The organism is Alloscardovia macacae, from assembly GCF_002259705.1.
In the GTDB taxonomy this organism is placed as follows: domain Bacteria; phylum Actinomycetota; class Actinomycetes; order Actinomycetales; family Bifidobacteriaceae; genus Alloscardovia; species Alloscardovia macacae.
In genome coordinates this window covers 212,952-226,752 of record NZ_MWWT01000005.1, presented here as the reverse complement: position 1 = coordinate 226,752, position 13,801 = coordinate 212,952, and the positions used below count along the sequence as shown (strand labels likewise).

The window sequence follows — 13,801 nt, the reverse complement described above, 5'->3', positions numbered from 1 at the left end:
TTCGACACGGTTACTCACATCTGTTCACATATGCTCACCGAGCATGACTGGTCATGGCTTTACGGTTTACAGTAGGGCCATGACCAGTTTTTTATTCCGTAACAGGAACCGAAGCGATGTGTATGGACCATCCGTACAGAGCTTAGGTGGACAAGCGCAGCGTGACGAAAAAAGACTTCGAGGACACAGTAGAGGTGACGGGAAACGTGAGTTTCTACGTCGTGCTCTGCTCACCGCTCCTCTCGTGAGCTATGCCGTCATGACAGCGTGGATGTGTCTGCACGGACAGTGGACGTTCCTCGTTTTTCTCCTTCCTTCCGCGATTATGGGTGTAGCCTCCGCATGTGATCAGTGGAATACTCGGAATGAACAGGACTTTTCGACTGGGCACGATACGCATGTGACTCCTTCGACAGGACGTGATGATGATCCAGTAGGCAGAAACTCACAGCTACAGCTGCCTGCTGAGCGTTCCCAGCAGGCACTCGATGCTCTGACAGAGCTCGCGAATGACGTAGAAGAATGGAACTTTGAACGAAACCAGCATGCACCCACCTGGCAGCGTCTCGTGCACGTATGGCTAGCTCCCAGCACACGCATCAGTCTCGGCGCCGGACCGCAGATAGATATCTGTACAGATGGTCCACACGCGCTGCTCGCCGGGACGACTGGCTCAGGAAAATCCGTCCTCCTACAGCGCTGGCTCTACGCTCTGGCTGAGGCAAACAGTCCAGCCGACGTCCAGTTCATCTTCTTGGACTTTAAAGGCGGAGCCACGTTTACTCACTCACGTTCTCTGCCCCACTGTGCTGGTAGCGTCTCGAACCTGAACATAGCACACGCTCGGCGTGCTCTGAGAGCTCTGAACGAGCAGATGCTACTGCGCGAAAAGCTTCTCGACGATGCACACGTGGCAGATATACGTGAGCTCAGCGCTCCGCCACCACGTCTGGTCATTCTCGCTGACGAGTTCTTCGCGCTCGTTAATAGTCTGCCTGACTGTGCGCCACTGTGTGCTACGCTCATCTCGCTTGGTCGCTCTCTCGGCATGCATTTTATTCTCTGCACGCAAAATCCTTTGAACCAGGTCAGCTCCCATATCAAAGCGAATATGCCGCTTCATCTGTGCTTACGCGTCACCGATGCGCTGCAGTCCGTAGATATGCTCGGCTCCCCCTGTGCAGCTGGCATCCCTTCCACACTTCCTGGCGCTGCTTTCTGCTGCCGCGATGGGAATATAGAGCCTCTGTGCGTCGTTTCGTATGATCATTCCTCCTCTCTCCTACGCTCATGCCTCCTCGCATGTGAATTTCTTCGCGTAGATCCAGCCTCTGAGCTCTTTTCTGAGCCGCTGCCCCGTATACTCTTACGAGAGTATTCCTCGAACACCCCTTACCAGCTCACTGTCGGTGAGGTGGATGACGGTATGACGCGGACCTTATGGACTCTCGACACATCCTGCTGCCATCTCCTCGTCTTCTGTGGCCTGAACGCGACTGATGGCTGTATGGTATTAGAGAGCCTGACTGAATCATTCGAGCTCGTGGAATCGGCGTCTTCGGCGTCTGAATCGTCTGAGGCGTCTGAGGCGTCTGAGGAGGTAGCGCCCATCTCTACCAGTTCCCTACGCCTACTGACTCTCGTAGAGCCAGATCCGATACGTCAGGCCGAAGAACTCAGCGCCCTCCTTCGCGATGAAAGTGTCTTCCTCGTGGTTACTCTATCCCAGTGGTCTCGTTTTCTCTCACGAGTGCCAGGTAGTGACCGCGCCTTATGGGATACTGCTACGCTTTGCGTTCCTGCACATCTGGCCTCCTCTATGATGATTCCAGAGAAACATATGAGTGCTTCCGTTAAAGATATAACTGCTGATTATCCTCAGCCCCATCCTCTCCGCTTTGTCGTCTATGCACCATCGTCGAGACCTTCATGCTTTTATGCTCAGCTCTTCTCATCACGTGTAGAAGTTACAGAAAATCCTGTGAAGCGAACTCATGTAGAGAATTTTGCGAATTCTCAGAAAAGTCTTGAAAAGTTCGACCATGTGTGGTTTGCTATGAGGAAGGAAAAAGATTAGAGGAGGCCTCATGAGCAGTTCCTATGATTGGCGTGCGAAAGCCGCATGCCGTGATAAGGATCCTGAGCTCTTCTTCCCTGTCGGTAATACAGGCGCTGCATACCAGCAGATAGAAGAAGCGAAAACAGTATGCCGTTCGTGCGAAGTCATCGATTCCTGCCTGCGCACCGCGCTCGACACGAACCAAGACTATGGTGTATGGGGTGGTATGAGCGAAGATGAGCGTCGCGCGCTGAAGCGTCGCGCTATGCGAGCTCGCCGCACTACTACGGGAATGGGTTATACGCATTAAGCGTACGCGATGTTTTATGACTCTATAGTGTGAGGGGTCTCGTTATGGTAACGAGACCCCTCACACTATAGAGTCTGTATCCGGTTTACTCTGTATCCGGTTTACTCAGCAGCGCGCAGCGACATAGTCATCTCGATGCGTGTACCACCATTTCGGCCCGGAGCCCAGTGGATAGATCCATTAAAGTCATTCTTCACGAAAGTATTCACTATCTGTGTACCCAAGCCCGAACCAGATGACTTTGCCGACATCATATCTGCATCTGCTTCTGCGTCTATTCCTTCACCATTATCTTCGATAACGATGTTCAGGTCATTTCCCGCACGTCCCACCGATATCTGGATGTTCCCGGTTTCGAGATTCTCGAAACCATGCTCCACACAGTTCGTCATAAGCTCAGTAAGAATGAGGGATAGTGGCGTCGCATCCTGAGCAGGCATCATACCGAACTTTCCTACATACGAGATGTCTATATGCTGATCCTGGCGCGATGCGAGGTCCACACTCATCCGTAGCAGCTTCGAAATGACCACATCAAAGTCCACTATTTCATCTGCTGTCTGGCTCAGCCCCTCGTGGACCACGGCTATGGTTTCGATGCGCCTCTGCGCTTCTTCTAGCTCTTTGCGTACTTCCTCAGACTTCGTACGGCGTGCCTGAAGACGCAGAAGCGAGGACACCGCCTGAAGATTATTCTTCACACGGTGATGCACTTCAGAGATAGTGGCATCCTTCGTCTCCAGCTGGCGTTCTCTCCAGCGTAGTTCTGTAATATCACGGCATAGAACAAGCGCTCCCGTAGGACGCCCTTCAGATTCGAGAGGAAGCGAGCGCATCGATATAACAGCGCTATTCGCTTCCAGCACAGCTGCTGCAGCAGCCTTACCCGTCACGACCATAGGAAGAGCCTCAGGAAGGCGAGACTGCTGGTCGATGCGGTCAGTGACTATCTTGCTGAACGACTGGCCGACCATATCCCCAGATACACCTATGCGCCTGAAACTGCTGATAGCGTTCGGAGCAGCATAGCGCACTATTCCCTCAGCGTCGAGAACTACGAATCCATCTGCTACGCGAGGATCATGACGACGGTACTTTCCTCGAGCCAGCGACAGACGGTTCTGGTATGGGAAACCTCCATCGGTAATCATGTAGAAGAGCTGCTTTCCTACGCCTATGCTACTCATCTCATAACGACCATTATCTCCACGCGTATCCATATTCGTCTCACGCACCACCATGGCGATGACACGACCATTTCGGATAACCGGAGTAGCCACATCACATACAGAAACACCATCGACCACACGATAGTGATCCATACGCGAGAGATTATTCGAATTCCACGTGTGAGAAAGAAGCGGAAGAAGGTCCGGCTCTGGATTCTTCCCCACCCAGTCCTCGGCGATGCGCGTAATAACCGTAGATGGGCGGCACTGGTTCGCTATAATGAACCGCGACATATCCCCTGCATCATCCATACTCGGCGGAATGACGAGCAGTAAGTCAGAGAAGGTTAAATCCGCTATAATCTGCCAGTCTGCTATGAGCGAGTGCAGACGGTTTTTATCCTCAGCATCGTAGCCTGGGGTCTGCGAAATCAGAGAGTTGAAGTCAGTCATAGCTTTAGTGTAGTTCAGCGTCTAAACGTCTGTACCTGCAGCGTGTGAGGCGCAGCCATACAGCCTGGCGATGGCAAAACGAGCCTTTTGCATTTCGGACCATCCGCTTTCTTCCAGCAGTAACCACGCCACGGCAACTTCCGCCATTTTCCTCGTATTCTTTCGGTGTCTCTCAGCCTTATCCCGGAATGCGATGGGACGAAATGCAAAAAAGTCTGCGAGTACGCTGAGTACGTACCCGCAGACCCCCTACTCGTGCTCTGAGCTAGGCTTACGCTAGCTTATCGCTCGCGCCAGCCCTGACCTACCTTACATAGGCTTCGCGGAGATAATCTCCACGGAAAGCTGGCGGCCGTTTGGCGCCGTATATTCGACCGTGTCCCCCTCGTGGTGGCCGAAGATGGCCGACCCGATAGGTGACTCTGGGCTGATGACGTCATACTGCGATGCGACAGCCATCTCGCGCGAACCGATAACGTAGGTCATCTCATTTCCAGCCAGAGAGATGGTCACGACGGTGCCGTTTCCTATCTCCCCTTCAGCTACTGGCTCGATGATGTGCGCGTTACGCAGCTTCACGATGAGCTCGTTAATGCGCCCCTCGTTCTTTCCCTGTGCCTCGCGCGCCGCCTGGTAGCCACCGTTTTCGCTCAGGTCTCCCTCAGCGCGTGCTGCAGCTATCTTTTCGGTGATGTCTTGGCGCAGCTCGCCTTCACGCCACGCGAGCTCCTGCTTGAGCTTGTCGTACGCTTCTTGCGTGAGTTCTACTACTTTTTCTACTTGTTCTGCCATGGTTCCTCCTTAAACCGTGAGCATCGTATGCACGATTTTACCAATTTTTCGTGTGAAACCGCCGAAAACACGCGGAGAATTTTCCGCATCCTTTCGGCGGTTCTAGCTCGCAGTCCCGTATGGCACGTGTCTGCTTAGCGCGCAGACGTGGTGGAAATAATGTCTATAACGAAGACGAGAGTATCCGTTCCGCCTATACCCGCCTGAGGTACGCCACGCGAACCATAACCGTACTGTGGTGGGATGGATACGACGAGGCGAGAGCCCACGTTATGTCCTGGAACGGTGTTATCCCAGCCCTTAATGACCTGGCCGATGCCTATGCCGAAGTCGATAGGCTGATGGCGGTCGAAGCTCGAGTCGAATGGCTTATCCTTACCCCAGATGACGCCATGATAGTTTACCGTGACGATGTCACCCTTACGAACCATAGGGCCGTCGCCTTCTACGAGCTCGGTGCAGTACAAGCCCGCAGGAGCTTCTGGCGTAGGGAACGTAATCTGTGGATATGCGCCGAACTCTGCATTTACCTCTGGCATAGCAGTATCGCTCATAAGAAACTCCTTCTGTGTGCGCTGAAAATAAGAAAAGTACACGACTCGCGTGTACTCTCCCCTGTGTACCTCGGACGGGACTCGAACCCGTAAGCCCTGACGGGCGGCGGATTTTAAGTCCGCTGCGGCTACCAATTTCGCCACCGAGGCGTGTGAACACGTTACGATTATGCCACATTCTGCCGAAAAACGCGAATGCGCGTCCATCATGCAGAAATTGACCTCTGCAGCAAATCCCGAACGATGCCGTCGAGCAAACCGTGCTCACTCGCGATAAACGTATCCAGGCGCGTTCCCCGCTCGCCAGCCGCTGCACGCACAGCAGCCAGAACGCGCGACCAGACGAGCGCACCCGCTCCGATGACGTCACGCCGGCCCGGATGAACGACACTCAGCGTGTCGCGCTCAGACCTCGCCATGCGCACGACGCGCTGATTCACTGCATCCACCGCATCGATGTCCAGCACAGCACCATCCACAGCATCCTGACGGTACTCGCTCTGTCCAAGCGCCAGAGCGGACATGGTCGTCACCGTGCCGGAAACGCCGACGATGGTACGCACCTGACTAAGGTCTACCACGCGGGACGCCTCTGCCAAGCATATATCGATGTCGTGCGCGGCCGCTTCGATAGACTCTTCCGAGGGAGCATCCTCGAGGTGATACCGCTCACTCATGCGCACTGAGCCCACCTGCATGGAGTACGCAGACTGCACCTCAGTAGCCGTGTGCGCAGTAGAGCCACCGAGGACGAGTTCTGTAGAACCACCACCGAGATCTACGACGAGGTACGGGTAGGAAGGCTGCTCAGACTGGACCATCGCGGACGACTGCAGCGCACTGAGCGCTCCGAGAAAGCTCAGCCTCGCCTCCTCCTGTCCTGAAATGACATCCGGATACACGCCGAGCTTATCATGCACATACTCTTCGAACTGTGCCCGGTTCGACGCATCGCGGGTGGCACTCGTCGCGACGAAACGCACTACATCCACCTGATGCTCAGCGATGATGGCAGCAAACTCATCGATAGCAGCATACACACGTTCGAGCGCTGCCTGGCTGAAAGCATGATGAACATCCACTCCCTCGCCGAGGCGCACGACCCTCATGATGCGCGGGACGAGAATCTCGAGATTCTCGGTGGTCTCGCGGTTTTCTCGGTTTTCTCGGTGTACAGAGGTTTGTGCTGAAGTTTCTGCTGAGGCTCCTTGAGAAGTTCGCGCTATCATCAAGCGTATCGAATTCGTGCCGCAGTCTATTCCTGCCACAGTAGTCATGCTATCTTCTTTCTGGCGTATTATCACTGGCAGCGGCATACATTCGGGTCGAACTCATCGCTGATCTCCCCCAGGATAAGGTCTCCCACAGGATTTACTCCAGGGCCCATAGCCAGAGTCTGTGCTAGGACTGCGTGCAGGCATTTCACGCGCTCAGGCATGCCTCCAGCTGTAATGCCCTGGATATGCTCCTGAGAGTCTGAGAGACGTTCAGCCAGCTCATTTCGCACCGCCAGATACGCCTCATGCGCGCGCTGGTATCCTGCAGCAAGCTCTTCATCCTCGCTCAGCTGCTCTGTCAGTTCAGTAAGACGCCCTGCGGCTTCCACATGAGAGATAGCTTTCGTCGCGCCAGGATGTGTGAGATAAAACGTCGTAGGAAAAGGAATCTTTCCTTCGACGAGAGGGCGCGTCACTGTGGTCAGTGGCTGTCCGCACACGCACCTGGCTCCCACAGCCACCATACCACGTGGAAAGCGTCCGAGCTGCGCTCCTACGGCTGCTATGTCTTCATCTGTAGCTGGGTGTGCCATAAATTCATCGACGAGAGCGCTCGCCGTCGTATACCTGTGCTGTGGCCACATAGAGGGATCCTTTGACGTGTGATTAGTTTTGAGAGGTCTGCGAGTTCGCGTTCTGCGAGTTCGCGTTCTGTGAGCTCATGCCCTGTCCGGTCTGCGCATGCGCAGCCTGTTCACTCTGAACATCTTCTGAGCCTATTTTCTCTGCCTGGTCCGTGTTCTCTATGGAATACAGAAGCTCCGTATACCATGGCAGCTTAGGCTTCGTATCTACTGTAGTTTTTCGTGCAGCATCCGACTGAGCATCCTTCGGCGCGTTTTTCACGAGAACGCTACGTTCTCCAGGGTAAATAAATCCGAGACGCTGGCGCGCTTGCGCTGTCACATAGGCATCATCCGACCAGCGCTGGATATCATTCTCGAGGTCCGCCTTCTGCTGGATAAGCTGAGCTTCCTGATTCTTCACTGCATTTAGCTGCCCCACGTTTTGCGCGTAGCTCCGTAAAACGAGCGTAATATTCAGGAGAGCTATCAGCAGGATAATGACGCCGACGATGAAGAAAACACTTCCCTGCCGCGATGCTCCTGCCGTAGCTCGGGTAGTAGCTTGCGCCCCTGTCCTCGAGGCACTGCGCGAGCCACTATGCCCAGACATCCTAGGCCATCCAGCTCCCGACTCCTTGCGAGCAGAACGGGAAGAATGCCCATTATACCGGCCATGCTCCTGACTTGTAGAACGGTGGATAGCGCGTAATTCATCTCGCACTTTATGTGTTTCACCAGCGTTATGCCCCCTGCTTGCATTACGGCCCGTGCTGGCGTTACGCCTCATTCCCTGTGCCTGCATGCTCGACTTCGGTACACTCCGTCCGCTGTGCGCGCTTCGAGGAGCCTGAGAGAACCGCTCAGAGGACCGCTCAAAGGACCGCTGAGAAGAAGAGCGTGGAGAAGAAGGATGTCTACGAGTTCGGTCTGCCATACTTAAAAAATACCCACCACGCTCGACGGGAAACTACATTCCCGCCCCTGAGCGTAGTGGGTATCTGAACTTTCCAGCGTGTCCGAGGTGAAAATCCGAAGCAGAAAATCCGAAGCGGAAAATCCGAGCCGGTTCTCACCTCAGGAGCTCACGCGCAAAGATGAGCATCGAAAAGCAAGTACTTACTTAGCGATGTACTTCTTGCATGCCTTGAATGCAGAGTATCCTGCATACTGAGCGTTCGAGCCAAGCTCTTCCTCGATCTCGATGAGGCGGTTATACTTAGCGATGCGCTCACCGCGTGCTGGAGCACCAGTCTTGATCTGGCCGGTGTTCTTCGCCACTGCGAGATCAGAGATGGTGGTATCCGAAGTCTCACCGGAACGGTGGGAGACCATGGAGGTGAAGCCGTTCTTCGTAGCCAGCTCGATAGCGTCGAGAGTCTCGGTTACGGTACCGATCTGGTTCAGCTTTACCAGCAGGGAGTTTGCTGCACCGAGCTCGATGCCCTTAGCCAGACGTGCTGGGTTCGTTACGAGCAGGTCATCACCCACGAACTGGAGGCGGTCGCCGAGGCGTGCGGTGATAGCAGCCCAGTCTTCCCATCCTTCTTCCTGGAATGGATCTTCGATGGAGACGATAGGATACTCGTTAATGAGGTTCTCATAGTAGTCGAGCATGTATGCTGCTTCGCGCTCTTCGCCGTCGAAACGATACTTACCGGTTTCCTTGTTAAAGAACTCGGAGGATGCCACGTCGAGGGAGATACCGATCTGCTTTCCTGGCTCATAGCCTGCAGCTTCGATAGCGCTCATGATGTACTTGAGGGAATCCTCGTTCGACTTCATCTTAGGAGCGAAGCCACCTTCGTCACCCAGACCAGTAGCCAGGCCTTCCTTCTTCAGAACATTCTTCAGAGTGTGGTAGACCTCGACACCTGCGCGCAGAGCTTCGCTGTAGGTTTCGAAACCGTAAGGAGAAATCATGTACTCCTGGATGTCGGTAGCGAAGTCAGCGTGTGCGCCACCGTTCATGATGTTCATGTTTGGCACTGGCAGGATGTGACCGTTCGTACCACCGAGGTAACGGTACAGTGGCTGCTCAGACTCTTCAGCTGCTGCGTAGATAGCTGCCAGGGAGACGCCGAGGATGGCGTTCGCACCGAGCTTACCCTTATTCGCAGTGCCGTCGAGCTCGATCATGGTAGCGTCCAGAGAACGCTGATCGGTGACGTCCATGCCGATGACTGCAGGTGCGATGACCTCGTTTACAGCCTTCACTGCATCGAGAACGCCCTTACCCATGTACACGGACTTGTCGCCATCGCGACGCTCCCATGCTTCTGCTTCACCCGTTGAAGCACCAGAAGGAACCAGACCCTTACCTACAGTGCCGAACTCAGTGGTGAGAACGACCTCGACGGTCGGGTTTCCGCGGGAGTCAAGAATTTGACGTGCATATACACTTTCGATAGCGGACACAACTACTCCTTTACCTAGGTTGTGATTTCACTCACCAGAATAATAGTTTTTATGGACGAAATGACGTGCGCGACACGACACAAACTACCTACCGCGCCCCCGTCTGCTTCCACTCGAGATCTTCGAGCAGCTCGCGAGTCCAGCGCAGTACCTCATCTGTGCCCATAGCTGGCTGCCCGAGCGTCCCCTGGAATGGCGCTGGGATAATGAGCGTGTGAAGAACCGGACGGTACTGCACAGTCTTATAGATGCGTTTGAGCCGCATCATGACAGAGTCCTGAGGGTCGATCCCCACCACACGGATGTTCTTTCCCTGAGCGATGAGGTCTGTTACTCCCAACGCTCGCGCACGCGCACGCAGACGCGCCACGTCGAAGAGTACTCCCAGCTCGTGCGGCGGCTGCCCATACCTATCCGTCAGCTCGCTGCGGATCTCGTCGAACTCCTCTTCCGTGCGCGCGGCGGCTATCTTTCGGTAGGCTTCCAGGCGCAGTTTATCCGAGTCGATATAGCTGCTCGGTATGGATGCTTCTACCGGCAGATCTATACTCACCGTCACACTCTGCTGGCTCTGCGAGCCCCCAGTATCCTTATACTCCTGCACTGCCTCGGATACCATCCGCACGTACAGGTCGAAGCCCACGCCTTCGATGTGACCGGACTGCTCACCGCCCAGAAGATTACCCGTTCCACGCAGTTCGAGGTCTTTCATGGCCACATCGTAGCCCGCTCCCAGCTGGGTATTCTGCGCTATGGTGCTCAGGCGGTCATGCGCCGCCTGCGTCATGGCCTTTGCTGGGTCGTACAGGAAGTACGCGTACGCACGCTCGCGCCCACGCCCCACGCGCCCGCGCAGCTGATGCAGCTGCGAGAGTCCGAAACGGTCTGCCCTATCCACGATGAGTGTATTCGCATTCGAGATATCCAGCCCTGTCTCCACGATGGTGGTACACACCAGCACGTCTATCTCGCGGTTCCAGAATCCCTGAATAACTGTATCGAGCTGCTTTTCGCTCATTTTCCCGTGTGCCACAGCCACCTGCGCCTCTGGAATGAGCTCGCGGATATGCTCAGCCGTGCGCGTGATGTCCTGCACACGGTTATGTACGAAGAAGACCTGTCCTTCACGCAGGATTTCACGGCGCACCGCCGCCACCACCTGGGCATCCTCATACGCGCCCACGTAGGTGAGCACGGGCAGGCGGTCTTCTGGAGGCGTGGCCAGAGTGGACATCTCACGGAGTCCCGTGATGCTCATCTCCAGCGTGCGTGGGATAGGCGTAGCGGACAGGGACAGCACGTCCACATTCGTGCGCAGAGCCTTCAGCGTCTCCTTATGCTCCACACCAAAGCGCTGCTCTTCGTCGATGATAACGAGGCCGAGGTCCTTAAACTTTATGGCAGGATTCAGCAGTTTATGCGTGCCGATGACCACGTCCACCACTCCGGACTCGATGTCCGCGATGGTTTGCTTAATCTCTTTCGCGCTCTGGAAGCGGCTCATGAGCGCCACTTTCACCGGGAAACCGTCATAGCGTGCGCTGAAGGTATCATAGTGCTGCTGGGCGAGCAGAGTGGTCGGCACGAGGACGGCCACCTGTTTCGAGTCCTGCACTGCTTTAAAGGCCGCGCGTATGGCTATCTCCGTCTTTCCGAAGCCCACGTCACCGCAGATGAGGCGATCCATCGGCACCGGTTTTTCCATGTCGCGTTTCACCTCGTCGATGGTGGTGAGCTGGTCTGGCGTCTCCTGGTATGGGAAGGCCTCTTCGAGCTCGCGCTGCCATGGCGTGTCTGGACTGTACGCGAAACCTCGGGTACGCTGACGTGCCGAGTAAAGTGCGACGAGATCCTGCGCTATCTCCTTCACCTTGTTTCGCGCTTTCGCCTTCGTCTGTGCCCAGTCCGAGCCGCCGAGTTTGTTCAGTTTCGGCATCTCTGCGCCGATGTATTTGCTGAGCTGGTCGAGCTGGTCAGCCGGCACGAAGAGCTTATCCGCTGGCGCTCCCCGCTTGCTCGGCGCGTATTCGAGGACCACGTATTCGCGCTGGCTCTGCGCGTTTCCGAGGCCCACCATGCGCTGCTGCAGCTCCACGAAGCGTCCTATGCCGTGCTGCTCGTGGACCACGAAGTCTCCCGGCTTGAGTTCCACGAGATCGATGGCTTTGCGGCGCTTGGACGGCGTACGCGTTTGCGCAGCGACAGACGAGTGGCCGGTTATGTCTTTTTCTGTCAGAAGGGCAATTCCCCCTTCTCTTAACACGAATCCCTGTTCCACGTGGGACAGCACGAATTCCAGAGCACTGCCATCCGCATCTGTCTGCGCGAGGATACGCTGAAGGCGTGCGAGGGTACCGGTAGCCGCACTGGTGATGACCACGCGCAGGCCGTCCTCCTGCAGAGCGCGAATGCCCTGACTCGTACGTGCTTCATCTCCCCTATATTCTTCTGGAAGAGTGGCCTGGATGTTCTCTTCACCACTAAACTCGGTGAGCATCCACACGTGCTCAAAGCTGCCGAGGACATCATCGAGGTCCAGGAAGCTCGCTTTATCGAAGCTGATAGGCACGCGAGAAGCTCCCCCCGTAGCTGCCACATGCCAGCTGGCTGCGAGGAACTCCTGCGCTGTCTTATTCAAGTCTTCGGCAGCGCGGCGGATTCGCTCCTCATCGTGAATGAGGACCAGGCAGCCTGCTGGTAAGAGCGAGGAGACAGGAACCACATCATCGATGAGAGCAGGGATAAGAGACTCCATGCCTTCCACAGGAATGCCTTCGACTATGGACGAGAGCATATCCTCAGCGTTATCTATCTGCCCTACTAATGAGCGCGCACGCTCACGCACCTCAGATGTGAGTGGAATCTCACGGCACGCCGTAGCCCAGATGCTCTCAAGCCCCTCGCCATAGGTACGCTGGTCTGAGGCGTGAAACTCATGAATCTCATCTATCTCATCACCGAAGAAGTCGATGCGCACAGGATGGGGCGCTGTAGGGGGAAAGACGTCCAGGATGCCGCCACGTACGGCGAATTCACCACGGTCCATAACGAGCTCCGAGCGCGTATACGCATGCTCGATGAGACGCTCTATGGCATCCTCCATAGCGAGTTCTTCCCCACGCCTAAAGATAAGCGGCTCTATATCCTGCACTCCAGAAACGATAGGCTGGATAAGCGAACGCACAGGCATAACGAGGACCCGGATAGGACCGAGAGCAGGAATACTCACATCCGGATGAGCCAGACGGCGAAAGACTGCCATACGGCGCGCCACCGTGTCCGCTCGAGGACTCAGACGCTCGTGGGGCAGGGTCTCCCAGGAGTCCAGCACGGCCACATCTTCAGGAGATCCGGCATACCACGAGCGAATCTCCTCAGCAGTCTGCACTGCCTGACGCCCCGAGGAGACGACCACCACCACAGGAGCCCCGTCAGAAGAAGTGGCGAGCTGCGCTTCGAGCGCTGCTCGCGTGCCGGGAAGCGCACTAATGGAAGAGGAAGAATTGACCTCAGAAAGCAGGCGCGCGACGCTCGGCGCACTCGCGAACGCGGCGCCGAGCTCAGAAAGCGTGCCGTATAAGCTGAATCTATCGGCCATTAAACTTCTCCTGCGTGCGCTGCAGGCCGTCCGTCAGCAGCATCTCAGCAGCATCCGCGCCATCCATGAGGAACGCGTCCAGCTCCTTCTTCTGCGCCGGACTAAAACCGCCAAGCACCCAGTTTACCGTATTCTCATGCGCATGCGCACCACGCGCCGCATGCCCCACGCCGAGCCGCACGCGCGCATACTGCGGCGTACCGAGCGAACGGTCGATGGACTTAATGCCGTTATGCCCGCCGGCAGAACCGCCAGCCTTCACCTTCATGCGGCCGAAGTCCAGGTCCATGTCATCATGCAGAACGATGACGTGGCTCGGATCGATAGAATAATACGCGCAAATCGATGCGACGGCATTCCCCGAATCATTCATGAAGGTCAGCGGCTTAGCGAGGAAGAATTTAAAGGAGCGACCAGACAGGTTCATGACGCCCTTACCCAGCATGGCCAGGCCCTTATGATCGCTGAGCGTCACACCCCAGCGCTCGGCGAGCACGTCCGCGGCCATAAAACCCATGTTATGCCGCGTGCCCTCATACTTCTTTCCCGGGTTTCCGAGACCTACGATGAGCCAAAAATCTGATGCCATAATGTCCTCCCACGTCTGC

At 55.8% G+C, this 13,801-nt stretch carries 11 protein-coding genes and 1 tRNA gene; 2 read left to right on the top strand and 10 right to left on the bottom strand.

Annotated elements, in window-relative coordinates:
* The first annotated feature begins 79 nt into the window (after nt 1-79).
* Both ALMA_RS03720 and ALMA_RS03715 read left to right on the top strand, forming a co-directional pair.
* Entirely contained in the window at nt 80-2,077 is a 1,998-nt protein-coding gene (locus ALMA_RS03720) for an FtsK/SpoIIIE domain-containing protein (protein ID WP_158520652.1), read from the top strand.
* Nucleotides 2,078-2,087: 10 nt separating this feature from the next.
* Nucleotides 2,088-2,369, top strand: a complete 282-nt coding sequence (locus ALMA_RS03715; protein ID WP_086106258.1) for a WhiB family transcriptional regulator — start codon at nt 2,088-2,090, stop codon at nt 2,367-2,369.
* Nucleotides 2,370-2,470: 101 nt separating this feature from the next.
* Here the strand turns inward: ALMA_RS03715 and ALMA_RS03710 are convergent, their stop codons facing one another.
* The 10 genes from ALMA_RS03710 to pth all read right to left on the bottom strand — a co-directional run bounded on the left by ALMA_RS03710 (nt 2,471) and on the right by pth (nt 13,782).
* Nucleotides 2,471-3,991: a sensor histidine kinase gene (locus tag ALMA_RS03710; protein WP_094726415.1), complete on the bottom strand. Its 1,521-nt coding sequence runs from the start codon at nt 3,989-3,991 to the stop codon at nt 2,471-2,473.
* 309 nt (nt 3,992-4,300) lie between these two features.
* On the bottom strand, nt 4,301-4,783 hold the full coding sequence (locus ALMA_RS03705) for a GreA/GreB family elongation factor (RefSeq protein ID WP_094726414.1): 483 nt from the start codon (nt 4,781-4,783) through the stop codon (nt 4,301-4,303).
* A 134-nt stretch (nt 4,784-4,917) separates the two neighbouring features.
* The gene (locus ALMA_RS03700; protein WP_086106255.1) at nt 4,918-5,337 is read right to left on the bottom strand and encodes an FKBP-type peptidyl-prolyl cis-trans isomerase; all 420 of its coding nucleotides are present in this window, start codon (nt 5,335-5,337) and stop codon (nt 4,918-4,920) included.
* Between the two features lie 66 nt (nt 5,338-5,403).
* A tRNA-Leu gene (locus tag ALMA_RS03695) sits at nt 5,404-5,487 on the bottom strand.
* A gap of 56 nt (nt 5,488-5,543) precedes the next feature.
* Nucleotides 5,544-6,614: a Ppx/GppA phosphatase family protein gene (locus tag ALMA_RS03690; RefSeq protein ID WP_094726413.1), complete on the bottom strand. Its 1,071-nt coding sequence runs from the start codon at nt 6,612-6,614 to the stop codon at nt 5,544-5,546.
* Nucleotides 6,615-6,637: 23 nt separating this feature from the next.
* A complete protein-coding gene (locus tag ALMA_RS03685) occupies nt 6,638-7,198 on the bottom strand; it encodes a DUF501 domain-containing protein (protein WP_094726412.1) in 561 nt (186 codons plus the stop codon).
* 22 nt (nt 7,199-7,220) lie between these two features.
* Nucleotides 7,221-7,790, bottom strand: coding sequence for an FtsB family cell division protein (locus ALMA_RS08140; RefSeq protein WP_158520651.1), 570 nt, complete (start codon nt 7,788-7,790; stop codon nt 7,221-7,223).
* A gap of 506 nt (nt 7,791-8,296) precedes the next feature.
* Nucleotides 8,297-9,595: a phosphopyruvate hydratase gene (gene eno / locus ALMA_RS03675; protein ID WP_086106251.1), complete on the bottom strand. Its 1,299-nt coding sequence runs from the start codon at nt 9,593-9,595 to the stop codon at nt 8,297-8,299.
* 88 nt (nt 9,596-9,683) lie between these two features.
* The gene (gene mfd / locus ALMA_RS03670; protein WP_094726410.1) at nt 9,684-13,193 is read right to left on the bottom strand and encodes a transcription-repair coupling factor; all 3,510 of its coding nucleotides are present in this window, start codon (nt 13,191-13,193) and stop codon (nt 9,684-9,686) included.
* A complete protein-coding gene (pth, locus tag ALMA_RS03665) occupies nt 13,183-13,782 on the bottom strand; it encodes an aminoacyl-tRNA hydrolase (RefSeq protein ID WP_094726639.1) in 600 nt (199 codons plus the stop codon). The genes mfd and pth overlap by 11 nt, the downstream gene beginning before the upstream one ends.
* Nucleotides 13,783-13,801: the final 19 nt, after the last annotated feature.